Origin of the sequence: Paraliobacillus zengyii (genome assembly GCF_003268595.1) — a bacterium.
Classification (GTDB): Bacteria; Bacillota; Bacilli; order Bacillales; family Amphibacillaceae; genus Paraliobacillus_A; species Paraliobacillus_A zengyii.
Window position 1 is genome coordinate 3647825 of record NZ_CP029797.1, and the last position, 25048, is coordinate 3672872.

Here is a 25048-nt window from a genome sequence, read left to right on the forward strand (position 1 = left end):
CTTACATCTTAAAGTTACTTTAAGGTCAAGCGATATTACGAAGATAAAAAGACTTACTATATTAGTAAGCCTTTTAAAAGATACGATTGGTTTCATACGCCTTAAGATCTATGCTTTTACTTTAAATTTTTAACTCCCGTTTCTAATAATTCCATTTGTAGAAGTGTTTGTTCATCTGTAATGACTTTATCTTCACCATTTATGATGGCTTCATATAAATCATCATATACTTTCCCATAATCACCATTTACCGATTTCACTTTTTCTTCGTGGGTCGTACCTTCTTCATCGATATATGTTAGTACACCATAATATTCTAGTGTATCAACGCCAAAATCCTTGTTATCAGGCATGTAAAATAGCTTTAAATGTTCTTCTTGGCGATCTTTCGTCTCTTTCACAAAACAACCCTTAGTGCCGTAAACGACGAAGCTAGGTCTTTGTTTCATTCTAAAATAACTTGATTTAACTGATACTTTTAACCTGCCATAATATAAATCCAGATCAAAATAGTCATTCATTCTTCCAGGTCCTAATAGTTGTCTTACATCATAATGTGTAGAATCCGGCTTACCAAAATAGCTAATGACTTGATCTAGTGTGTGACAGCCATGTTCATATAAAAATGAAAAAGCCGGAATAAACGAATGAACAGACTCTGGTACATGTGGGCGATAATAGTCATAATGCATTTCTACTTCGAGCAATTCCCCTAATTTTCCTTCTTCAATGACTTTTTGAACAGTTAGAAAATCACTATCAAAACGTCTATTTTGATAGGATTGAACAATTAATTCTTTCTCTTTTGCCAATGCAAATATTTCTTTTGCCTGTTCTGAAGTTTCCATAAATGGCTTTTCAACCAAACAGTTTTTATTATGCTCTAATACTTGTTTTGCATATTCATAATGGCTGTCATGTCTGGTGCAAACTACAATGAGTTGAATGTCCTTGTCATTTAATAACTCATCTAAGTCAGAAGTATAATTTACGCCTGCAATTTTGTCCCAATCATCATGCGCAGGGTTTCTTCGATAAATTGTTTTCACATTAATATTGTCTCGTTGCAGTACGAACGGTAAATGATATCTGTTCGTGCTTTTCCCATTTCCAATATAACCGATTGTTAGCATGGTGACCTCCTGATATATGTAATTAATACTGTTAAAACTTAAAATCTGCTTTTACCCTAACTGAAAGGTCTTCAATATTTCCTTCCATTCAGCCATATAAAAAAGCACCTCCTAATGACTAATTTATCATGTTAGGAGGTACTTCTCAATTTATATAGCTAACACTTATTCATTGAATACAACTAAGTAAGTGTCTACCGTATTACATTAAGCCAATTACGTGGAAAATAATACCAACAACGAACAATCCAAGAATCATTGTAATTGGAGAAATTTTCTTTCTAAGTAACCACATGCAAAGAATGGTAAGCAATAAACCAGATAAACCTGGAATTAGACTGTCTAAGTTATCTTGTAAAGTCGTTACGTTATTTGGACTTAACGACATACCAGCAGCTTGTTGTTCCAGTGCAGTTCTAATTCCTTCTGCACCAGAAGGTAAGTTATCCCAATCAATATAGGCACCTTCATCCAATGGAACTTCGGATACAGTTGGTGCAAATGATACAGCTACCCAGCGGTTAACTAAGGAACCTAGAATGAACATACCCAGTATCGAGGCGCCTTTGGTTATATCCTGAAGTATTCCACCAGATAGATCTTCCGTAATTTTGGAACCGGCTTTGTAACCAAGTTCTTGTGTATACCACATGAATCCCATGCGAAGAAGATTCCATAAAACGAAGTAAAGAATTGGGCCAAGTATATTACCAGTCAGCGCTAGAGAAGCCGCTAATGCACCGATAATTGGTTTAATTGTGAACCAGAAAACTGGATCTCCAATACCAGCCAATGGACCCATCATACCAACTTTAACCCCTTGGATTGCTTTGTCGTCAACTGGCGCACCATTTGAACGTTCTTCTTCAAGTGCTAAAGTCACACCAAGAATAGGTGATGCTACATATGGATGTGTATTAAAAAACTCTAAATGACGTTCTAGTGCAGCAGAACGATCTTCTTTTGTTTGATATAACCGTTTAATTGCAGGAATCATTGCAAATGCCCAACCACCGTTTTGCATACGTTCATAGTTCCAAGAACCTTGAATGAAAGTTGAACGCCACCAAATAGCGATGCGATCTCTTTTAGTTAATTTCATTTCTTGTGCCAATTTATGTCCTCCTCCTTTTTAATAGTCTTCAATAATATTGCCTAGCGGATCACCAGTGTTTCCGTTTCCACCATTACCTGATCCACCTTGTTTCGAAAGTGTTATATAAATAAGTGCAAGTGCTACACCGATACCACCAAGTCCCACTAGTGTAATAGAAGAAACTGTGGCTAATACGAAACCAATTGCAAAGAACGGCCATACTTCTTTTGTTGCCATCATGTTGATAACCATAGCAAAACCAACTGCTACGACCATTCCTCCACCGACTGCCATACCACCTGTTAACCAATCTGGCATCGCTTCAAGTAAATTTCTAACAGGCTCTGCACCAATCGCAATGATTAATGCCGCTGGGATTGCAATACGTAACCCTTGTAGTGCGATAGCAACCATATGCCAAAATTCTATTTTTCTGAAATTTCCTTCTTTTGCTGCCGCATCCATGAAATGCACCAATGCTGTTGCAATTGTACGAACAAAAATTGTTAATAGTAAACCTGCAACTGCAAGTGGAATTGCAATCGCAATTGCTGAATCAACACCCGCTTCACCCCGACCACTTAAAACTAGGATAATTGCAGACGCAACGGATGCCAACGCAGCATCAGGTGCCACAGCCGCTCCAATATTTGCCCAACCTAAAGCAATCAATTGTAACGTACCACCTAAGATAAGGCATGGGACTAAGGTTCCTGTCGCTAAGCCGATTAATGTACAAGCAATGATTGGTTGGTGGAAGTGGAACTCATCCAATATTCCTTCAATACCAGCAATAAATGCTATGATAACAACTAATATTATTTGAATCATCGTCAAATCCATGATTATTTATCCTCCTTTTTTGTCTAATAATTAAGATTGTTTCTCTTTGTTTAACTCTGCTTGAGCTCTTTTAAGAATGTCGTCCATCCTTGCTTGCGAATCATTTGGTACTTTACGCACATCGAATTTCACACCAAATTCTTTTAATTTAGCAAAAGTATCTACATCTTCTTGACTAAAAGCTAATACCTTATTCGGTTGAACTTTACCAATTGAGTGTGACATAGAGCCAACGTTAATCGTATCTAATGGAACGCCACCTTCAACTGCTCTAAGTACATCTTGTGGGTTCTCGAAAAGAAGCAATGCTCGTTGTCCACCAAAATGTTGATCATCTTTTGCAAGCTCGATCATTTTCGCAATAGGAACAACGTGAGCTTTTACCCCTGAAGGAGCAGCCTGTTGAATTAATTTCTTGCGAAGTTCATCCTGAGCCACTGTATCAGATACAACGATAATACGTGTAGGCAATGTATTTCTTGTCCACGCAGTCGCCACCTGTCCATGAAGCAAACGAGAATCAATACGCGCTAACACGTATTCAAATTTACCAGGAGCACCAGTATCTGATGGTCCGGTAGCAGTTTCAGTAGAAGCTGCTGGCTCTAATTCTTCAGGTTGTACTCTAACCGCCTCTTTAGCTGTACTTAAAATATGTGCCGCAACTTCATGTGCTGTGTTCATAGATAAGCGTGATGCGTAAGATTCGATCACCATTGCTAAGTTCACCCCGGCAACAATGGCCCACCTGTCTTTGTGTTCTTCCATTAAGCTGTTGGCTTGGTTGAAAGGAGTTCCACCCCAAAGATCAACTAAGAATAACACTTCATCTTGGTTGTCGAAAGAGGCGATTGCTTTTTGCATTTTTGCCTTTATATCATCAGGTCCTTCACTAGGCATCAATGTAACAGCTTTTACATTTTCTTGTTCTCCGAAGATCATCGCTCCAGATTGCAAGATACCATCAGCAAATTCACCATGACTGGCAATTACAATTCCTACCATCTTTTTACCTCCTCTTATTTATTGTTAAAACTTAGAACTAGTAAACTCCTAAAGTAGTAATTTTTAGAATGTTGCAATCGATTACATTTCCGACACAACTAAAAAGAAATAAAAAAAAGTAAAAAGTATATTAAATGAAGGCATAGGTCTACAAATTCCCTAAATTCTTCGCTTTAATCAATACTTTTTACTCATGCCTGATCGAATCAGTAACACGCAAAAAATAATTGCGATAACTATATAATTTTATCTAGCTACTATTTTGTAGTACAAATAAATAGCATATGAGTTACTTTAAGAGTTTACAAGATGATTATAACACACCACTTTTTGCCTATCAAGAGAAAGTTTTTTATTTTTTTAACAAGTGAACACTCTTTTGAAAGAAATAGATAGTATACTGTAAATTTTTGTGTAAAAAAGAATATATATTAACTGTGTAACAGTTTGTCCAAACAATAAAGACAAATTTGTTTCTATCTTACTTTTTAGATTTTCTCTTAAAAGTTCGTTTAATTACACCAAAGAAACCTAATGATTGGACCATACGATTCGGATCAACATATTCACGAATTGCTCGGAAAACTTTTTTTGGATCTTTAGAAGAAAATGTATACGTTCCACTGCTCTTCGTTTTGATAGCGTAACGTGGAATCCATTTTCCTTTGAACATGACGGAAGCCACTACATAATCAACTTCTTCCCAAGGAATTTGAATAAACTTACGCGCATCTCGCTTATTGAAAAATTCAAACCCTTTATCTCCAATCATGATTTCACCATAATCGGAAACTCTTATATGTGAGGTTGCTTTAATAACTAAATCAACTTTTGTATTAATTGATTGGACCACATTGATTACCCCTTTTCTTTCTTTTACTATTAATTATTATACACGTTTTATCAAGTACAGCAAAAAAAAATTAGATGCGTTTCTGTATTTATTTAAACAGAATAGCGTTAAATTTGCACGTGTTGCATATAAAATGTCCAATTCTGGTTTATTTCATAAGTATTCAAGATACTACCTAAGGCAACAGTTGAGTTGAAGAATTGATAGAATCAACCGGAACGATTAAACTTATACTAACATTTAATACTTAGGTAGTAATTATGCTTTACTTAACGTTGATTATTAAGGTGAAAGTTAAACTTTTATAATGAGTAAAAGGGGAGTGCGTATATGTCATGTTTAAACAACCAGGTCATTCTTGTCACTGGCGCTAATCGAGGACAGGGAAGAGCTATTGCTCAGCATCTTGCCACATTGGGGGCTATAGTAGCGATTGGGGCTCGTAACTATAATGAGGCTAAAGAAGTAGCCGAGATGATTGGTGAGAATCATGCTATTCCAATTCAATTAGATGTAACAAAAGAATTAGAATGGAAATCAGCGGTAGATGAGGTCATAAATAAATATGGCAAGCTTGACGCATTAGTGAATAATGCTGGAGTAATAAAACGCAAACCATTTACAGAAACAACCCTAGATGATTATCAACAGCTAATTAATACTAATCAACTTGGTGTTTTTATGGGGATGCAAGCAGTTATTCCACAAATGGAAAAGCAGCAAAAAGGATCCATTGTAAATAATGTATCGATTTCTGCTTTTGCTCCAATTAGCCAATCCTCTGTTTACGCTGCGACAAAAGCATCTGTTGTTGCAATGTCTAAAGCTACAGCTATTGAATTAGGACCAAAAGGAATTAGAGTAAATATGGTTCATCCAGGTGGCATCGAAACAACAATGGCTACACAAGGAGAAGGTGTTCCAGCTTATTACGATTCCGTACCTTTAGGGCGTATTGGACAACCAATTGAAATTGCTCGAGCTGTAGCCTTCCTTGCATCTGATGAAAGCTCGTATTGTACGGGTACAGAAATTGTAGTAGACGGTGGAATGACCCTGGGTACTTCAGATGAGTAAGTGAAATTCTCAGTAAATAGTATATACTCAAAAAGAGCACTTTCTTTCTAAGAAATGTGCTTTTTTATTTTATATTGCTACCTAATTGATTATAATAACCCCAAACTTTCTATTAGTAAGTAAATCCCTGTAAATAATAAGATTATATATGTAAATATACGGAAAACACTTTGGTTAATCCTTTTAAATAATAGTTGTCCCAAATACAATCCTACAAAAACTAAAGGTAAGGCCCATAAACTTGATACCCAGATTATCTTATTTGTTCCAGCAAAAATCACTTGAATGACTAAACTAATAAAATATATAAATAAATAAAAGGCTAGTGTAGTTCCTCTTAATTTCTCCTTTTTAGTATCTGTACCTGAAAAATATAATAATAATGGTGGTCCTGGCATACCGATACTTGTTGTGAATAAACCTGATAGTCCACCAACAATTAAATCTCTCTTCTTATTTTGGTTAATTCGAAACGTAAGAATGAGCATTATTGTTAACACTAAGATAATAAGGCTCACGCCCAACTTTAATCTATCTATATCAACTAACAAGAAGATCATAATTCCAACAGGCAGACCCATAACACTTCCTACCACAAATCTTCGAAGGATGCCAAAATCAATATCTTTTCTAATTTTTATTATTAATGCACTAGAAATAACTAAAGACAATATTAAGTTAATTTGAATTGCCTCAATTGGTTCAAATAATAAAAAAAGAAATGGAGTAGCCAAAATTGAGAATCCGAATCCTGTACTCGTTTGAAGTACGGAAGCGATTAAAATAATTATTATAAATGCTAGTATCTCCATAAAACACCCTCTTTTCTATCAAAAAGCTACCGTTAGCTACAGCTATCTTAACATTTCATTAATTGTTCGACTATCCTAAACCAATTTCATTCTTTCTTTTTTGTATTATTCAAAAGTTTCATTCTACACCTCAAATTCACTGCTATAATAGAAAATAGTAGCAAATATAGGAAATGAATTGTTATTTGACAATGATGAAACTCGCTTTTTCAAGGAAAGGGTGAAGCAAATTGAACGAATTGATTTTAGTAGTGGAGGATGATCAGCAGATTCATGAAATGGTTGCTAATCATCTTAAGAAAGAAGGATACAGGGTTGTCTCTGCATTTGATGGAGATGAAGCAATAACGCTTTTTTCTCAGGAAAAAATTGATTTAATACTGCTTGATTTAATGCTCCCATCTAAGAATGGGATCGATATTGTAAAAGAAATCCGTGAAGAAAATTTACTACCAATTTTAATCATGTCCGCAAAAGATAGTGATGTTGACAAGGCACTAGGACTTGGTTTTGGAGCAGATGACTATATTGGCAAACCATTTTCCTTAATTGAAATGACCGCAAGAATAAATGCCGCATTACGACGATCAAACCAGTATACACAGAGCCCCTCCGCTAATCAGGGAAACAAAGTAGCGATAATGAACCTTATAATTGATTTGGATAACTTTACAGTCTTAAAAAACGGAAAAGAAATCAACTTAACGGCAAAAGAATTTCAAATATTAAGTTTATTAGCTATACATCCCAACCAGGTATTTACCAAAGGACAACTTTTTGAGAGTGTTTGGAAAGATGTCTATTATGGGGACGAAAACGTCATAAATGTTCATATTAGAAGACTGAGAAGTAAAATTGAAGATGATCCTTCCAAACCAACGTATATAAAAACCATTTGGGGAATTGGCTATAAAATGGAGCTAAGCAAATGATCATTATCTTATCAATTATTATACTTATTCTGCTTCTATTACTCTTTCAAAACTATCTTTCCAAGAGAAGGTTAGACAGCAATCTGCGCTACATATCCAAAAAGGTCAATCATCTCATCTCCAACAATTCATCAGACCGTATTTTATTAATGACGGAGCACACAGCGTTACGCGAACTGTTAGTTGAAGTCAATCAATTACTTGATTACCATCAAGAATACATAGCTGATAATACTCGTATGCGCATGTCTATGAACCGTATGCTAACCAATGTTTCACATGACCTAAAAACACCTTTAACAGTGGTTTTAGGCTATTTAGAAAACCTGCAATACGACAAGGATTATACATCCGAAGAGCGTAATGCTTTGTTAGCCAAGGTATCTGTAAAAGTCATCGATGTAGCAAGTCTTATTAATAAATTCTTTGATTTGGCAAAGCTTGAGTCCGGTGACTGGCAACTAGACTCCAAACGCATCCATATCAATGAAGTGTGTCGAAAAGTTATAGTTGGATATCATGATACGTTAATCCACAAAGGTTTTGACGTGGAAATAGATATTCCCAAAGAACCCCTCTATCTTTATGGTGATGAAGATGCCTTGATTCGTATCTTAAATAACTTATTGTCAAATGCGATTCGTTACGGACAAGACGGCAATTTCGTCAGTTTAAAGTTATATGATGATAACGAACTTGTAACGATTGAAGTGACAGATAAAGGAAAGGGCATCTTACATTCTGATCAGGACCGCATTTTTGAGCGCCTCTATACAGTTAAAGATTCGAAGAGTGAATTTACACAAGGAAGTGGCTTAGGCTTAACGATTAGCAAACGACTTACAGAACAGATGCAAGGAAAGCTTGCATTTTCTAGTAGTCCTACTACTCGAACAACTTTTGTCCTGTCATTCAAAAAAGCTTAATTATTGAAAACGTAAGATTTACTTAAGGAATTGGTAAGAAAAAAGACAATTTCCTTTGCTATAGTTAAGTTAGATCGAAAGGGAGGCAAGAAGATGACCTATATTATGCGGACACACAACTTAACAAAAGCTTACAAAGGAAAAGAGGTAGTATCAGAAGTAAATATGCAGGTGAAAAAAGGGGAGATTTATGGATTTCTGGGTCCTAACGGTTCAGGGAAAACGACTCTCATGAAGATGATAACGAACCTTGTAACACCAACTGGTGGAGACATTGAAGTCTTAGATGAAAAGTTAACTCCATCTTCCTTTGAGGTGTTAAAAAGAATCGGTAGTATCATTGAATATCCTGTTTTTTATGAAAAGCTATCCGCCAGAAAGAACCTTGAGCTCCATTGCGAATACATGGGCTATTACAATAAAGGCGCCATTTCTGAGGCGCTAAATCTGGTAAATTTAGTTAACATTGAAAATAAAACCGTCAAGGAATTCTCGCTTGGAATGAAGCAAAGGTTAGCCATTGCAAGAGCGGTTATCACGAAACCAGATCTACTAATACTAGATGAGCCTTTAAACGGACTAGATCCCTTAGGAATTCGCGAATTACGTGACTTGTTTTTAAACCTTAGCAGACAATACGGCATGACTTTATTGATATCCAGCCACATTCTCGGTGAGATCGAGCAGATTGCAGATACGATTGGTGTAATACGAGAAGGGAAATTGCTAGAAGAGTCCTCAATGGATCTGATACGAAGTAAACATGTAGAGCATGTCGAGTTAATTGTGAAAGAGCAAGCAAAAGCTGCATTTGTTCTAGAAAGTGAGTTAAATATCGCTAATTTTAGAATAAAAGAACACGATGGTTTGATTCATATCTATGATAGTAACATTTCGCAAAATGACATTATTCATGCGATGGTTATAAACCAGATTGAAGTTGGATCGATTACCAAAAAAAGTAAATCGCTAGAGGATTATTTTTTACAGTTAATTGAAGGAGGCAATAAAAATGCGTAGCCTGATAAAGTTAGAAATGCGTAAGATGAATAGTGGAAGTATGATACTAACATTCCTGTATATTAATGCTGGAATTATCGGTTTGTTTTTATTGTTCGGATTAGATGAAGAGGCTACTGCAGAATTTTTAACGAGCTATGAAAGTGTATTTATGTTAATAGAAATATTTATCGTGGCTGCTTTTGTTATTTATGCCTCCGTCCTTCTCTCTCATATGATTATAGAAGAATTTAGGGACAAAACAATCTCTGTCTTGTTTATGTATCCGATTGATCGCAAAAAACTATTAATAGCAAAAGTTCTTATCATAAGTATGGTAACCTTCGTCTTTGTCATTCTCTCGAACATTATTGTATTTGGTAGTTTTACCTTATTAAATTCAACTTTTCACTACATCAGTGGACCCATCACACAAGATATGTTGACTGAAAAAGCTTTACGCACGATTTTGATTGCAATCAGTTCTGCTGGAATGTCTTTAATACCGTTATTTTTCGGAATGAGAAAATACTCTGTTCCAGCAACGATTACATCCTCAATTCTGATTATTGCGGTCATCTTTTCCTCGACAAACAATAGTAACCTTTTTTCGTTTATTGCTATCCCGATTTCATTAGGCATCGTTGGATTTTTGATTGCCTATCTCGTTATTAATAAAGCAGTAAAAGCTGATTTTTGATGATCAAGGGGAGATGCTGTATCTCCCTTTGTTTGTTTTTATTGATTTGAAGACATGGTTAGCTATAAATAGATTCACAAACAACAATCTGGCCCGATTGCGAAACAAGACCCCATCTAATCCAATTAGAATGACATGGGGCTTTCCACCAACTACAACCCTTATTCTAATGGTAGTATCAAAGCTAAAAATTAATACTTGAAAAGTTAGGTGATACCTAGTAAACTATTCAAAGTACTCGTTTATAAGTTAATCTACCTGTATAACCTCAGAATATGGATGAGGGTCTCTACCAGGAACCTTAAAATCCTGATTACAGAAAATGAATTATTCATTTTTTGTAATCAGGATTTTTTTGTTTTCTAAAAATATCTTTATTATTTTTTCATTTGAAAGGACGTAAAACAGAATATGAATTTAAAAGTCTTTATCCTAGCATTATCAACTATAGCAGTTGGAATGGTTGAATTAGTCATTGGCGGCATCCTTCCAACTATCGCAAACGATTTAAACATCTCACTAAGTTCTGCTGGACAACTAATAACAATTTTCGCACTTATTTATGCTATTTTCGGTCCAGTGTTACTAGTCATCACTAGCAAAATGGAGCGGAAAAAGTTATATCTGATATTCTTATCTATTTTCTTTATTGGTAATATCATGACATATTTCAGTCCGAATTTTACCTTTATGATGATTGCAAGGGTCTTAACCGCAATGAGTACAGCACTTATCGTTGTACTATCCTTAACCATAGCATCAAAAGTTGTTGCACCAGCACATCGTGCAAAGGCTCTGGGTCTGATTTATATGGGCATTAGTTCGTCACTTGTCATGGGAGTGCCACTGGGAATTCTGATTTCTGACAGATTTGGCTGGCGCATTATTTTTCTAGGGATTGCTATTTTATCTATCGGTTCTTTTGTGCTTATTTCTATCTTTTTGGAGAGGATTCCTGGGGAAATTTCAATTCCACTTTCAAAACAATTAAAGGCAGTGAGTAGTATAAAAATTGGTAGTGCACACCTTGCAACCATGTTTATGCTAGCAGGGCATTATACGCTTTATGCGTACTTCACTCCATTTTTAGAAACGGAACTTCATCTGAACTCCAGTTGGATAAGCATATGTTATCTATTATTTGGGATTGCAGCGGTTAGTGGCGGTGCATTCGGAGGAATTCTTTCAGATTTGATTGGAGCCGGGAAAAGCATCATTGTAGTAATTATTTCATTTGCCGTTGTACTATTTATATTACCATTTACAACTTTTTCACTTATTGTATTCCTACCGATTATGATGGTCTGGGCTGCATTAAGCTGGAGTCTTGCTCCACCACAACAAAGCTATTTGATTCAAACAGATCCTGTCACATCTGATATTCAGCAAAGCTTTAATAACTCAGCATTGCAAATAGGGATTTCTCTTGGATCAGCATTCGGTGGTATCGTGTTAAATCAAACCGGAACTGTCACGCACACAGCTTGGTTCGGTGGCATCCTTGTCATCATATCCTTGGCATGCGCCGTCTTATCTTTAACAAGAAATACCAGCGCAAGAGAAAATAAAAAAATGACCTTGGCTGTACAAAATCAGACTTGATTAGCTTAAGTTTATAGAGTATTTTTTAGGTAACTTGTCCTGTTTTAGTTTAGATTAGCTTTCATTCCCAAAACTATACCACTGGAAAATTAAATTAACACGTTCCGCCTTGGGGAGAGAATTAGGAATTCACAAGTTGGATTATTCAGGGAAAAATAGCGCCATTTTAGAATGGTGCTATTTCAATTTCTAAAATCTCCTTTACTTATGATAGGGTTCTCCGTAGTATATCTAAATGAGGTTTTTCTACAATTTTTATTGAAATTAATCTGAAATATAGATTTTAAGAACACGAAATTAAAGATAAGAATGCAATGTATGCCACCCTTATCTTTATTCAGATGCACTTTCTATAAACCGTATTTCAAGTGTCTTAGATTTTTGGGTTTCACTTTTAATTACCCCTTTTACAATTATTACGTCATCCAGACATTCTTTCAAGTCTTCCATAAGACTCTCATTAATATGTCCAATTATTTCATGAATACCATTCTCATCCTTTACCTCGCGTAATTTAAATGATCCCTTATCTAGGTCTACTTCTCTAACTCGACCTTCAAATGATAGAATTTGCTCATCTTCAACCTTCTTAGCTAAGTTTTCAATAATATAATCTCTTGATTGCTTGTTTAAATATATATTCTCATTTACAAGAGAACCATATAAATGTACACGATTTACTTTCTTTGTACTCTTAGGTATTAACCTTAAAATACTTTTTAAAGCGACCTCCCTCAGTTCATCATCTGGTATATTCCTTTTTAGTAATTCTATTGAATCGTTTTTAGATGCCCAACTTGCTGCCTGAAGGTACAATTCAACAGTTTTGTTAAAGTCTGAATCCTCATCAAATAATGAAATTTGTTCTGAAGGCCTTTGTAAAGCAACTTGTAAACTTCCCTCAAACATCCCTGCTAAAGACATATCACAAGCTTTTAATATGCTTTGTGGTACTTTTCGAAAGTTTTTAAAACCGTTCAAGTAAGAATATAAATTTTGAAATCCCTTTCTCGTTTCATCTAAAATACTAGAAACAACGCTTATAGGAGCTCTCCCATAACCTATTTCTGGACCTTTTAATCTGATTACTATATCAGATTTTTCAATGTCCTTTAGTTCATTTACTCCTAGGAATGTATCTATTTCCTTTCTTAACTCCTGTATTTTATCAACATAACTAATAGACATAACTTTAAATATTTCGGGATTATCAGGCAATAATTTAAATTTTAAATCGGCAAGTGCATTTTCTAAATGCATGATTTGCTTATTTATAAATTTTTTTTCCTCAAGGTTACTTATCATAATCTCACCCTTAAAATTCCTTTTTTTAGGTGTTGCCTTGGAGGCTTTACACCTTGATAAAAATTAATTATTTCCCTTAAACTTTCTGTTTCATAAAAAACTGGATACATGTTAAAACCATATTTACTTTTTACAAGCTCTTTATGCATAACCTCTAAATGAGATTGTTTAAAATCCATTGGTGAGAAATCAAGAGTAGTGATTAGAGCAATATCAATATCTGAAGGTTCCTCCTTGTTAGTCACATAACTTCCATCTATTAATAGATGATAGCAAGGGAATTTTATTGACTTGATTTTCTCTATATATTCTAACAAACTTTTAAAATGCTTTTTTCTTGTATGTGTATTCGGAATATTTGTAAATATGTCTTCAAGTTCCTCTATTGAGCAATCATAGACCCCTTCTGGTAAGAACCCATGTTTATTTAAATCAGGTATCGGCACTATACTCATCCCTTCAATAAACTTCTAATTATTACTATCATAGCAAATATTCACTGAAATTAGTATGTTATTTCCAGAATGAGTTACTAAAAATTATAGACTTATTTTGCTTTATATATACTTACCCTTATTTTTCAACTTCTAATATAGATTTATCATAAAATCATTGTATAAGGATAAATAGAGTAGTAAATCTGTACATCTTCTGATTGGTATACTCCAATTCTTAATAGTGTAGTTATATTTAACTTAATTTCTTCAACAAACTCTAACTCCAGAATATTAGTCAAGACTTGATTGGTTTCTGCTTTAGATTCCAGTATTATCATAGCTTGGTGTGTTAGAAGCAGAAACTCTCCAATCTCCTCACCATTACTATAGTACTCAAACAAACCATGAAATTCTTCTTTTAGATATTCCAATACATCTACAGGAAACAATTCTTTCACCACAAGCAACTCATTATAATTATGAATCTTTTTCAACTCCAATTCCTCCCATACTGCTTTTCTACATATTCAGTACCTATACATATAGCAATCCCAACCACAGTTCCCAATAAGAAATATTGCAATATAATCATCTCCTTTTATTTTTCGAGAATTATGTTCTTCTTAACATACATGTAAATGGATACTCCAAATGACACACCTGCCTTGAATATATTAATCGGTGACATTCGTTCACCTCCCTTGATGTATTTTTAGACATAAAAATAGAGAATGCAGCCCCAAAGGCGAATTCTCGGTAAAAGATTAATATAAAACTAATATTGGTTAACTTTCATAATATAATAGCGTTCAACAGTTCACCATTCTTTAATAACCCTATTGCAATACTCGTTTCTGCTTTATTATCCTGCAAAAGGTATACAACATTCTTGGTTCCTCCCTTATAGAAAAACACAAAACAATTAACATTTATCATACCTTCGGGAACCATTGCCCTTACTTCATTACTAACGATATCTTCCCTTCTCATTAATTGGCTATCAACCAACCAATCATAGATAGCTAACTCTGGATGGTATTTGTATATAAACAACCAAAAGATATCCATTACACTCATAGCATTCTCTCCTTTTTCAAATTGATATATCGCCTTTTAACCCCCACGAATCTAGATATTAAAATACATAGAAAAAGGGGGAGAAAAGTCATCGCTAATGGATGACTTTTCTCCCCCTAGAATGGTGAAGTGTCGAACAACTTCTTTATTAAGTTGGATTTGTATAGATTCAATTTCTCTACTTTCGGATATTGTTATCTGATTTATAAGCAAGCGTAATAATTGCTTGCGTTGCTCCCTTGTCATAGCTTCTTTAAAGCTTGCTGTAAAGTTCCTCATTACTTGTTCAACTATCTTGAAGCTAACTTCCTTTACCGCTACTTGTCCTAGTTGATTCTCAATAGGAGATATTCGTTCTGTAAGGCTGCCTTTTTCCTCGTTTAAGCTGGTAAGACGTGTAATAAGGTCTGCTTTAACAATGAGCCCTTCTTCATACAAACCTAGTACTTTATCCCTCTTAGACTCAATGGTATCTAGGGACTTTTTAATATATTCATATTCCTGTCTAAGTGGAGCTTCACCATTTTGGTTCTTTCCATTTATCTTTTCAACAATTTTTTGTATAAGAATCTCATTATTAGCCACATTTGCAATCTTCTTTAATACATACTCATCTGCATAATCAGTTCGGACACCATTAGAACGGCAAACAGTAGTACCTTTATTCTTCCACGCACCACAAGCATAGTATTCTAGTATTCGCTTCGTTCCATCTTTTTTTCGATTGGTTGTTCTGCTAAGTACCATCCCTGCTCCACACATAGGGCAGCGCATGATACCAGTAAGTGGAAACTCACCACTGTGGACTCGATTTGGTTTCCCTCCTCTAGTTTTCATTATGGCTTGTGCTTTCTCCCATACTTCACTTGAAATAATCGCTTCGTGCTTCCCTTTTTCCATAATAGGATTAGGATTGATGTTGTTTCGTCGTTTTTCATTCCAGTCTCTCCTAACATTATAGCGGATTATTCCTTTGTATAATGGATTTGTCACGATAGTCTTAATTGAATTGATAGAAAACCCCTTGTTACGTTTCGTTCGATGTCCACCACGGTTCATGTAACCCGCTATAGACTTGTATCCATGACCTTCTGTGTAAAGTTGAAAGATCTTTCTAACAGATTGGGCTTCTATATCGTTCACCACTAATCCGGACGCTTTTCTTTTGGAATTGTTGCTAGGTGTACTAACTACATCATAGCCAAGCACGTGTCCTCCATTCCATGATCCTTCTTTCGCACGTGCTAACATACCCATCTTTACGTTTTCTGCAATATTAGATCGTTCAAATTCAGCAATAGCTGCCATCATTTGAAACTGCAGTACACCTGAAGGACTTTCTGTTTCATATTTTTCTGTGTATGAACGAAAGCCAATACCTTTATTCTTCAACTCATCAACAATGCCTAGTAGATCAAGGCTTTTACGAGAGAATCGGTTCATTTTCCATACAAGTACTAAATCAAATGCCTTTTGCTGTGTATCACTAAGTAATTGCTGTAATGCTGGTCTACCTTTAATATTCTTACCACTTTTACCTCGATCTACGTATTCCTTATATACAACGTAGCCTTCTCGTTCACACCATTCTTTAAGAACTCTTACTTGCTCATCGATACTGTAACCTTCTTCCGCTTGCTCAACAGTAGATACTCGAGCATATATTGCAGCTTTTTTCTGCGGTCCTAACTGGATCGTTTGATCAAAATGGCTAGATGGAGCTATCGCATGATTATTCACAGATTTCACCTTCTTTCATGTCTTCTTCTTCCATTAACCAAGTAGCTACCTGTGACAATGGAATTCCTTGCATAGCCGCTAATTCCAAATGTCTCGTATTAAGTAATTTAGACATGTACTCAAACACTCTCAACCCTTCTTCTGTAGAAGTATCAATATGCTCCTTCGATGAACAAATCTCTACATCATATCTAGCTAACTCTCTTTCTATTTGTTGAAGCTCATCTCCATCAGAAGCAAGTGTAAATACATCCCATACAACAACAACTCCAAAGTAACCATTAGCGGCATCTTTCAACATTTGCTTTAATACTGGTCTTACTTTGTTCGGAGATTTTAAGCTTGGCTCAGAGTAAACTTTACTGACTTGATATCCAGCTTGCTCGCACTTTTCTATTAAGACTTGGACGTTTCGATGGACTCGATACCCCGTCGGTTGAGTACGCGATGTATTACTCGTGTAAATTACTAGCTTGTTTTGATTCTGTTGTGTATTTTTATCTCTATTAATCATTAGAATCTTCTCCTTTAGTTTGTTTTACAAGATATCCTGTAACCATCTCTGCTAAAATATCTATCAAGTTTTGATACTCGTAATCAGAGGTTTCCATGTTATTCATTTTAAGTTCCTCCGTTTATAATATGATCTTCAATCTTGAGTTAAATAAGGGGGATAGGGTGGTCAGTTAAAACAAAACTTTTACAAAGAAATGTTTATACATTTTATTTTCTTCTCAAATTTTTAGGTTTTATCTACCCCCAAACCCCCTAAAACTGAATGATGTCTCCTGATAGAGTAGGAGGTTGCAAATCATCTAGTCCTTCCACCTTCATTCCGTCAAAGTAAATAGTTCCTCTCACTTTCTTTTTGATAACTGAGATATTTTCACTCTCTAAAATAACCTTGAAGTATCGCCAAAAGACCTGACGAGATTTTGTTCCTTTATCATCAATACCTTGTACATGCAGCCACCTCAGGTATATCTGATAAAAGTCCGCCTGCTTTGTTCGAGCACCTTCCACAATAGATACATGCTCTTGAAAAAACTCTTTAACGGGATTTTGTTCGACATAGTAAGAACGGTGACATTCCTCAATAGTCTTACTATGACTGAATTGATAACTGTTTTGTTTTAGTCGTATCAGCCCCTCAATAGCCCAGTTTAAAATTCCAGGTAGTTCTTCCAGCAACTCATCTTTTAAATTAACATTGCGTTCATCTTTGCTGAAAGTTCGTCGAAATGGGATGATGAGTAGTTTTCGGAAATACCCACTCGTCACATCTATTGAGTCAGGTAGACTGTTAACCAAAAAAACTAAACGGCAAAATGGCTGATAACTGATTGCTGGACGGTACTTGATATTGATGTTAATATTATCACCGCTTACAATCGCTTTGAAGTTCTCAGTTTTAAGGGCTTTTCCACCCATTTCATTTTCAGCGGCTATGTTTAACGATTTCCCCATCAAGTTTTCCATACCGAACGGGTCATTAAAGCTCGCCAAAGTAACACTACTTACGTTGGCGGGTCCCACAATGTTAGTGATAACCGTTGCTAATACACTTTTCCCGTTAGCACCCCTCCCGAAATAGTAGACAGCTTTCTCAGCTTTTGTTTCGCCGGTTAGCAAGTACCCAATTAGTTCTTGATGTACGTCTATCAATTCCGCATCATTGAGCGTAATCTCTTGCATGAACGTCAAGAACTTAGGAGAAACAGCGGATGAATCATACTCAATTGGAAGTTGCACCGTTGATAAAAAAAACGGTGAGTGTTCTTCTAAAACGTAAGTCGAAAGATTCAACATTCCGTTCTTCAAATTAATGAAGTTTCGGTCAGCATTCATCGTATCAACGATAATAGCTTCACGTTGAAGTGCCTTGGATATTTCTGTTTCATAGATGCTTTTCCAACTATTCCATCTGCCTTCATGCATCACAGTTCGGATAATTTTACCAAGATTCACTTCAGACAATTCTTCGTACACACCTTTACGATTGTATAGAAATATTCGTCCGTCTTTAGTGGAGCGAACATGGCATCGCTTAATGAAGTGCTTTGCAAAGGCATTGGCATTGAAGTTGAATCGTTTTTTCTTTTCGTCATAGAAGAATCCTCTCTCTTCTGCTTTTGCTACTTTCTTTACGTGTTCCAGTTCCGAGAGTAATAATTCAGATACTAAAGATTCAGACACGATTTCCGTCTTACTGTACATTTCATGTACCGACTTCTTTGACATGTTATGAATGTCTTCCAATAGCGCATTAAAGAACGTTTCTCCCTCTTCATGAACTACTAGATTAATCCCAGTCACTAACATGGAACGCTTTTGTGGAACACTGACTTCCTGCACCAGTCTCTTTAAAGTTTCGCAGGAGTCTAGTATTCTAATTTTTGATATAGGATAAGGTGCTATGTAATCATTCATCTCAACCTCTTTCTGTTTCATCTTCAGTTCCCCCTCATAAGTGTGGTATGTGTAGGAGGAGTTACTCCTCCTACCAATTTATTTTTTCAGTTTTTCTACAGTTCGAACGGCTAAACGCTCATACTCATCACCAGAGTCAGTCATGTAATGCGATATGTCACAACCACCTTTCAAACCGATTAACTGTTGAATTGTGATACTTTGTCCCTCAAATACACATTTGAAATTAATTAGAAACTGCATCAATGGTGAATCCGGATTAGATGAAATAGTATAAGGGATTGTAATATGGTTTGGAACATCTTCACCAGATCGGAGCAGAGAAAAAGTCAGTAGATATTGGTCATATGGGCCATAATTCCCCTGAACCCCTTCCCTAGACGTAACGCTATCAATTTCGAAGAAATAACTCCCCTCTGCCACCTTTGCTCTTCTTAGTAATTTCACCATTTCGTCTGAAAACTTAATTACTCGATTAATTGGTAACCTCGCATTTTCAACAGGTGATTCCGTTACTTCCCGCTCTTCCTTTATTTCTCTTATTGGCTCAATGAGGGAATCTTCATGTGAAGGATCTTCATCAACCGTTCCTTCAGAATTATCCGCGGCTAGCATTTTTTCATGAGCTTCTATTGGACCTCTCAGTATTGGTCGAATTACTTTTTTTAAAGCCATTATGCTACCCCCTCCAATCTTTCGTTTAAGAATAGGACTCTTGTTTCATGTTCATTCAAACAAAAACATGAAGTACAAAAACTGGTATTAAATTGTATAACTTCGTTCGGAGCACTCCAAACCAACCTGTTAGGATCTTCTATTAAACAACGTTCGAGAAATGTCAGTTTAAAGTTTTGAATGTTCTTAATAAAAGAAATGAATTCTTGGATTAATTCTAAATACTGCTCTTGGGTAACTACCATTTGAAACGCTTTAGCGTACCAGTGTATTTCTATACGATTTGTAAATATTATAATTTCATCTGGCGACACCATCCATTTTTTTGAATCCCAAACTAGGTTATTTACCATTTTATTCAGGCTTTGAGTATCTAATCTATTATCAAGGGATACTTCTGCGGAAAATCTATTCAATGCATTTTGGCCATCATAATGGTCTTTTCGCATAGTGAATTTTTTTAACCTTTTGTGCTTTATGGAATACAGTGGTGTTGATTTCATTTTTTTATCTCCTATTCTATTACTTAGTCATTTAATGCTGTTGATTGGTCTGAAAATGTAAATGTGTTAATAACAGAATTTAGATACCATGCAATCACAATTGAATCCTTTTTTATTTCGTAGCCTACAGGTTTCACGTGAAACTTATCCAAATTATTAATAATCCGTTGTGTCACTTCATATCTTTCATTTTCTGTCATATCAACGAGCAAGATTTCTTTAAAAGAATTTATCTCTGCAAAAGCCATTAAATTCTTTAATGTGTTAATATCCTCCAACACTGCAAATTCCTCTTCATCAATTGAATCATAAGGTTCATCACCAAACTGAGAAGTATTCATTAATCTTTTTTCTTTTATCGATATTTCTTCCTGTTCATATTCCCCTTGAATATTATTAATCAAAGTTAATTTCCCATTATAATATTTCTTAACTTGTTCTATCATAAAGTCATCTCCTATTGGTTTTTTTAGTAGTAATCACTTTCTGTAATTGATCATATCAAGAATGAAAGAATATTTTTAGTAGGGCAAAATAAATAATTACACTAACCCTAGTCCAGAAAGCAAAAAAAAACCACCATCAGAATGGCAGCTAATTCTAGTAATTATTTTTATTTGTAAAGCTCCCTTAATGCTTTCTCCAACACTGTTTTACTATCATCATAGGTTATATCATCAGGATTTTCATTTTCATCAATCGCTTGTATCACCTTATCTTCAATCTCTTCATGACGAATTTCACTAAAAATGTCAGCCACTTCACCAAATTCAATAAAACATTTGTAAATCTTTTTTTCCAAATAGTCATACAGTTCAACTACATCGTTTTCATTAAGTAATCTAGTATCGTTAGTTTCATCAGTTAAACCTTCCATTAGAGATGTTTCTTGTTTGTCACTATTATCTGTATGATCTAAATCCCCAAAAGCTCCATATCTCAATTCGGCTTTCTTTATCAACCAACTTAATTTATCAATTAAGCGGTGATGTCTTTCTATAGAAAAATAATGATGGTCAGCATAAATTTTGTTTCTGATTTGCTCTTTTTGAAGAGTATTCTTAATATCCTTAGTACTATATTCCACCAGTCCGTTCACCAACTCACTCCAGGTGGAATACGGTAAACTATCTAATCCACCTTTTCTAATTGCCTTTACGGGTGCCGAAGTATAGTTTAAAAGTAAGAATTTTATGTATTCCTTTGAATCCAACGGTATAGCAAATTCTCTTCCATTCTTTATTGCATTTTTTTCTATGCCTTTAATCTTGAGAAGATCCACTAATTTTTTCACATGTTCTTTTTTATAATTTCCAAATTTTTTTTCATCTACTACTTTTATATTTCCATCTACTTCTTTCTTCACAAGACAATAATTACTTTCCAATGCAAGTTCTTTTGAAATTTGGTACATCGAAACAGTTTTTTTAAAATTCATATCTTAATCTCCTGTCTAAGTCTAATAGAGGAAAGCAAAAAAATTATAGTGAAAGATATCTACTCAATCATTTTACTACATTTTTTCATTATACCAGTATCTTTTTAGTATCATTATATATCTCCTAATCACTTACCCATGATTAGGAAACTATAAAAACTCACTTGATAAATTTAACATCTTTAAAACTAACCAAACGTCCTAGAGTAATTTCTTATTTTATTTCCTTATAATTACAATTGAATTACTAGGCTAAACAGAGGTTTAATTAAAAAATTTGCTTAGATCTAAAAAAAAGTAAATATGAAAAATCATATTTACTATCTAATTATTAATAATCGGTTGGAAACAGCATAGTCTGCTTATCAGAAAATTTAATATCAGAGGTCTGAAAGTAATCCATCCTTTCTCTCTTCTTCTTAGCTAACAGGTCCACTAGATTCCATAAAAGGATTTGTATCTCTACTTCATCATTTATTGCTCTAAATATATAATTAGACTTAATATACTCCGTCATTTTTATCTATCTTTTAGGAGAATTGTAATCCTTTAAAGTTGTTCATTATTAATGAAAATTCGATAGTATCTTTTCATATTTAAGATCCTTTTAAATTAGATCTAAAGGCACATTTTCATCAATTAGTTCCCCATCCTTAATACAAATAGCATGTAGCCACCTATCCGCAATATCAATTTCCGTTACTATAGAGAAGATCCACTCCTGCTCATTTTGATCCATATAAACCGTTGTTAAAAATAGTAATGGATCAGGTAATCCTTTAAGTACATTTACCGGAAAAACATTTTCATCTATCTCAGTCTTATACATTGATAATCCTTCAAAGATCACCTTATCTATATTCACTTTAATATTGTGTGTTTTTTTCATATAATTTACAAATAGTTCAGTTTTACCATTCATTAGATATACCCCTTTTCTTTTAGTGAATTGAAGGTGTTATCGCCTACAATAATATGGTCTAATAGTTCAATTCCAATTAGATTTCCTGCCTCAACTAATCTCTTTGTCACCTTGATATCTTCATTACTTGGGTCAGTTAATCCAGATGGGTGATTATGAAGAACCATAATGCTTGCTGCTGAAGACAAGATGGCTGCTTTCATAACTTCACGAGGACTTACAAGGCTAGCGTTTAAACTGCCAATGTGACAAACATTTATTGAAACAGGTTGATTCTTTGTATCTAATGACATTACAATGAAGTGCTCTCTGTCCTTATCCTCCAAAAAGCTTTTAGCTAATTCGTAAGCATCTTGAGGTGAGCGAATACATCTCTTTTCATAAAGAATACTAGACTCCCTGACTAATCTCACACTAACAATATTCACTCGTTTTGCTGGATCCTGCTTTCCTTCTTTCACTACATCTACTAACGGCAACTTTGACTCTTTGGTGTTCACATACTTTTTCAATTTAAATTCCTCCTAAAATAGAAATAGCCCAAATTCCTTAAAAGGAATTTGGGCTTTGTATTAATAAAATTTATTCTACTAATATTACATATATATTCACGCTTAAATCAGAAGATTTAAATTGATATCATACTCTTTTTTTAATATTAAATAATAAAAGAACACCTCTAGTATCATCCACAGATGTTCTTTAGCACTATTATATTAGAATTTTTAAATATAATATTATTAAGCATTATAATAATCAATAAGTCCATTATAATCTATCTTTTCTATACTTTTATGAATTATCTCCGAAACATATCCTTCAGTAACATATTGTAATTCTTCCATTATATAGGCTTCTATTTTCTCGCTTAATATAGATATTAGCTCTAGTCTGTCTTCACTTTCAGCTTCAGCTAAAATAATATCGATTGCGTTTCCAAACCATTTCGAAACTAAACTTGTTTCAATATTCATGAATTCTTTCATCTTAAAATCAACTCCTTCTATATAGATTATATATACAGTAATATTTTGAAATTCGGATAACAGAGTATCAACTTTTCTCATAATAAGTAATGAGCGATCATTATTCCTTTTGATAATTTTCTACTCTATTGAACTCCTCCAATTCTATAATAACCAAAGGTACTCTTCTACCTATTGATAATATAATTTTTCAATATATATTTAATACGGATACTAATATTTTCATTACTATACTAGGACTTAAATAAATACAGAGTTTACTGATTATACTTTTTAAAATAAAACAAGCCCTAATTCCCTTTTAGAGAATTAGGGCTTATAGCCTGTTCCATTCCTAATAGATCATGTATTGCATTAGCTAACTTTTCACTGAATTTTGGTGGTACTGCATTTCCAATCATCTCATAATTTTGTCCCATACTACCTAAAAATTCAAAATCATCATCAAATGTTTGTAACCTCGCCGCTTCACGTACAGTAATTGAGCGAGCTTGTTCGGGATCTGGATGAATATGTCTGAGTCCATCCTTCTTTAAATGTGCTGGTATTGTATTACTTGGTTTATCCCACCTTAAAACATAATACTTATGAATATTTGATGTTTTTCCTGTTTTCTCTGTGTAAAGCTGTTTTAATGCTTCAGAAGATTGGTACTTATTTTTACCTGTAATAATATCTTTTGCAAGAATACTAAAGATATCCATATCCCGCTTATTATGGTATCTTGGATAATGCCAATTAAAATCAGTTTTATATGGAGTATGCGAATACTTGCGCTTTCCAATTCGATAATCACTTTCTGTTGGCTTTAGTTTTGGAAGATCCATTATTGCATCATGCACATTGAATTTCTTTTCAGACTTATATCTTCCCAAAATTTCATTATAAAAACACTTTAAAATTTGTTGATTTTTATCTTTATTTCTAAAATAGTTGCGGTTTAAACCAACTAGGATCACTCTTTTTCTCTTTTGAGGCACTCCAAATTCAGATAAGTCAAGAAGCGCTTCTCCTTTTATATCGTCTATAATATCAAACCCATAATCATTAAATCCTCTTTTTATCTTATCAACAATACTTTCTCCATCCGGCATAGCCGAGAGCATTCCTTCAACATTTTCGAAGACTACTATTTTGGGATTATAGACTTTTACAACTTTTAAGTAACTTTCAAAAAGGTAATTTCTATAATCTTTTCTCATCCCATCTTTATCCTGAATTCTACCTGCAACTGAGTATGCCTGACATGGTGGACCACCCACAATAACATCTATATCTCTTCCGTTCACTACTTTTTTTAGACCTCGATGGGAATCAAATTCTATATCCTTATCCCAACCATTTATTAACTCTTTCGTTCTTTGTATATCAAAATGAAGAACCCTTTTCTCAGCATCCTCATAATTATACTTATTCTTCAATCTGTTTATCAAGGTATTACAAGCAGACTCCTGCCATTCAACACTAGCAACTGTATTATAGTGACCTGATTTTTCAAACCCATCTAATAGACCACCACACCCGACAAATAGTTCTATTGTATTTAATTTTTGCATA

General features: G+C 34.4%; 27 protein-coding genes and 1 riboswitch. Of the genes, 6 read left to right on the top strand and 21 right to left on the bottom strand.

Annotation, left to right across the window (positions count from 1 at the left end; genetic code table 11):
- Positions 1–116: 116 nt before the first annotated feature.
- The 5 genes from DM447_RS17790 to DM447_RS17810 all read right to left on the bottom strand — a co-directional run bounded on the left by DM447_RS17790 (position 117) and on the right by DM447_RS17810 (position 4930).
- Complete coding sequence (locus tag DM447_RS17790; protein ID WP_112182517.1) at positions 117–1133, bottom strand: oxidoreductase; 1017 nt, start codon at positions 1131–1133, stop codon at positions 117–119.
- 202 nt (positions 1134–1335) lie between these two features.
- A complete protein-coding gene (locus tag DM447_RS17795) occupies positions 1336–2235 on the bottom strand; it encodes a PTS system mannose/fructose/sorbose family transporter subunit IID (RefSeq protein ID WP_369974632.1) in 900 nt (299 codons plus the stop codon).
- A gap of 30 nt (positions 2236–2265) precedes the next feature.
- On the bottom strand, positions 2266–3072 hold the full coding sequence (locus DM447_RS17800) for a PTS mannose/fructose/sorbose transporter subunit IIC (RefSeq protein ID WP_112182519.1): 807 nt from the start codon (positions 3070–3072) through the stop codon (positions 2266–2268).
- A gap of 30 nt (positions 3073–3102) precedes the next feature.
- A complete protein-coding gene (locus tag DM447_RS17805) occupies positions 3103–4077 on the bottom strand; it encodes a mannose/fructose/sorbose PTS transporter subunit IIA (RefSeq protein ID WP_112182520.1) in 975 nt (324 codons plus the stop codon).
- Positions 4078–4558: 481 nt separating this feature from the next.
- The gene (locus DM447_RS17810) at positions 4559–4930 is read right to left on the bottom strand and encodes a DUF956 family protein (protein WP_112182521.1); all 372 of its coding nucleotides are present in this window, start codon (positions 4928–4930) and stop codon (positions 4559–4561) included.
- Positions 4931–5260: 330 nt separating this feature from the next.
- On the opposite strand from DM447_RS17810, the gene DM447_RS17815 reads away from it, so the two are divergent.
- Positions 5261–6007 carry an SDR family NAD(P)-dependent oxidoreductase gene (locus DM447_RS17815; RefSeq protein WP_112182522.1) on the top strand — a complete coding sequence of 249 codons (747 nt, stop codon included), beginning with the start codon at positions 5261–5263 and terminating at the stop codon, positions 6005–6007.
- 89 nt (positions 6008–6096) lie between these two features.
- Here the strand turns inward: DM447_RS17815 and DM447_RS17820 are convergent, their stop codons facing one another.
- On the bottom strand, positions 6097–6819 hold the full coding sequence (locus DM447_RS17820) for a sulfite exporter TauE/SafE family protein (protein ID WP_112182523.1): 723 nt from the start codon (positions 6817–6819) through the stop codon (positions 6097–6099).
- A 230-nt stretch (positions 6820–7049) separates the two neighbouring features.
- On the opposite strand from DM447_RS17820, the gene DM447_RS17825 reads away from it, so the two are divergent.
- The 5 genes from DM447_RS17825 to DM447_RS17845 all read left to right on the top strand — a co-directional run bounded on the left by DM447_RS17825 (position 7050) and on the right by DM447_RS17845 (position 11978).
- Complete coding sequence (locus tag DM447_RS17825; protein WP_112182524.1) at positions 7050–7751, top strand: response regulator transcription factor; 702 nt, start codon at positions 7050–7052, stop codon at positions 7749–7751.
- 149 nt (positions 7752–7900) lie between these two features.
- Complete coding sequence (locus DM447_RS17830; RefSeq protein ID WP_241964541.1) at positions 7901–8677, top strand: sensor histidine kinase; 777 nt, start codon at positions 7901–7903, stop codon at positions 8675–8677.
- Positions 8678–8770: 93 nt separating this feature from the next.
- Positions 8771–9697 carry an ABC transporter ATP-binding protein gene (locus DM447_RS17835; RefSeq protein WP_112182526.1) on the top strand — a complete coding sequence of 309 codons (927 nt, stop codon included), beginning with the start codon at positions 8771–8773 and terminating at the stop codon, positions 9695–9697.
- The gene (locus tag DM447_RS17840) at positions 9690–10376 is read left to right on the top strand and encodes an ABC transporter permease (RefSeq protein WP_112182527.1); all 687 of its coding nucleotides are present in this window, start codon (positions 9690–9692) and stop codon (positions 10374–10376) included. Before DM447_RS17835 ends, DM447_RS17840 begins: the two co-directional genes overlap by 8 nt.
- Positions 10377–10614: 238 nt before the next feature.
- Positions 10615–10712, top strand: a riboswitch (purine riboswitch).
- 75 nt (positions 10713–10787) lie between these two features.
- Positions 10788–11978, top strand: coding sequence for an MFS transporter (locus tag DM447_RS17845; RefSeq protein ID WP_112182528.1), 1191 nt, complete (start codon positions 10788–10790; stop codon positions 11976–11978).
- Positions 11979–12311: 333 nt separating this feature from the next.
- Here the strand turns inward: DM447_RS17845 and DM447_RS17850 are convergent, their stop codons facing one another.
- The 15 genes from DM447_RS17850 to DM447_RS17925 form a co-directional block, all read right to left on the bottom strand.
- Complete coding sequence (locus tag DM447_RS17850; RefSeq protein ID WP_112182529.1) at positions 12312–13283, bottom strand: hypothetical protein; 972 nt, start codon at positions 13281–13283, stop codon at positions 12312–12314.
- Entirely contained in the window at positions 13280–13729 is a 450-nt protein-coding gene (locus DM447_RS17855) for a DUF6932 family protein (RefSeq protein WP_162632683.1), read from the bottom strand. Before DM447_RS17855 ends, DM447_RS17850 begins: the two co-directional genes overlap by 4 nt.
- A gap of 155 nt (positions 13730–13884) precedes the next feature.
- Positions 13885–14214, bottom strand: coding sequence for a hypothetical protein (locus DM447_RS17860; protein WP_112182531.1), 330 nt, complete (start codon positions 14212–14214; stop codon positions 13885–13887).
- Positions 14215–14512: 298 nt separating this feature from the next.
- Entirely contained in the window at positions 14513–14797 is a 285-nt protein-coding gene (locus DM447_RS17865; RefSeq protein WP_112182532.1) for a hypothetical protein, read from the bottom strand.
- Between the two features lie 51 nt (positions 14798–14848).
- Positions 14849–16537, bottom strand: coding sequence for a recombinase family protein (locus DM447_RS17870; RefSeq protein ID WP_112182533.1), 1689 nt, complete (start codon positions 16535–16537; stop codon positions 14849–14851).
- A complete protein-coding gene (locus DM447_RS17875; RefSeq protein WP_112182534.1) occupies positions 16530–17051 on the bottom strand; it encodes a recombinase family protein in 522 nt (173 codons plus the stop codon). The genes DM447_RS17870 and DM447_RS17875 overlap by 8 nt, the downstream gene beginning before the upstream one ends.
- Positions 17052–17305: 254 nt before the next feature.
- Positions 17306–18988: a DNA primase family protein gene (locus tag DM447_RS17880; RefSeq protein WP_112182535.1), complete on the bottom strand. Its 1683-nt coding sequence runs from the start codon at positions 18986–18988 to the stop codon at positions 17306–17308.
- Positions 18989–19045: 57 nt separating this feature from the next.
- Positions 19046–19642 (bottom strand): hypothetical protein, encoded by a 597-nt coding sequence (locus DM447_RS17885; protein WP_112182536.1) that lies wholly within the window; start codon positions 19640–19642, stop codon positions 19046–19048.
- Positions 19642–20145 carry a hypothetical protein gene (locus tag DM447_RS17890; protein WP_112182537.1) on the bottom strand — a complete coding sequence of 168 codons (504 nt, stop codon included), beginning with the start codon at positions 20143–20145 and terminating at the stop codon, positions 19642–19644. Before DM447_RS17890 ends, DM447_RS17885 begins: the two co-directional genes overlap by 1 nt.
- A 23-nt stretch (positions 20146–20168) precedes the next feature.
- Positions 20169–20591: a hypothetical protein gene (locus DM447_RS17895; protein WP_112182538.1), complete on the bottom strand. Its 423-nt coding sequence runs from the start codon at positions 20589–20591 to the stop codon at positions 20169–20171.
- Between the two features lie 167 nt (positions 20592–20758).
- Positions 20759–21583, bottom strand: coding sequence for a hypothetical protein (locus tag DM447_RS17900; RefSeq protein ID WP_112182539.1), 825 nt, complete (start codon positions 21581–21583; stop codon positions 20759–20761).
- A 607-nt stretch (positions 21584–22190) separates the two neighbouring features.
- The gene (locus DM447_RS17910) at positions 22191–22505 is read right to left on the bottom strand and encodes a hypothetical protein (protein WP_112182541.1); all 315 of its coding nucleotides are present in this window, start codon (positions 22503–22505) and stop codon (positions 22191–22193) included.
- Positions 22505–22984 (bottom strand): JAB domain-containing protein, encoded by a 480-nt coding sequence (locus DM447_RS17915; protein WP_241964592.1) that lies wholly within the window; start codon positions 22982–22984, stop codon positions 22505–22507. The genes DM447_RS17910 and DM447_RS17915 overlap by 1 nt, the downstream gene beginning before the upstream one ends.
- Before the next feature lie 261 nt (positions 22985–23245).
- Positions 23246–23491, bottom strand: a complete 246-nt coding sequence (locus tag DM447_RS17920) for a hypothetical protein (RefSeq protein ID WP_112182543.1) — start codon at positions 23489–23491, stop codon at positions 23246–23248.
- 290 nt (positions 23492–23781) lie between these two features.
- Positions 23782–25047 (bottom strand): DNA cytosine methyltransferase, encoded by a 1266-nt coding sequence (locus tag DM447_RS17925; RefSeq protein ID WP_112182544.1) that lies wholly within the window; start codon positions 25045–25047, stop codon positions 23782–23784.
- Position 25048: the final 1 nt, after the last annotated feature.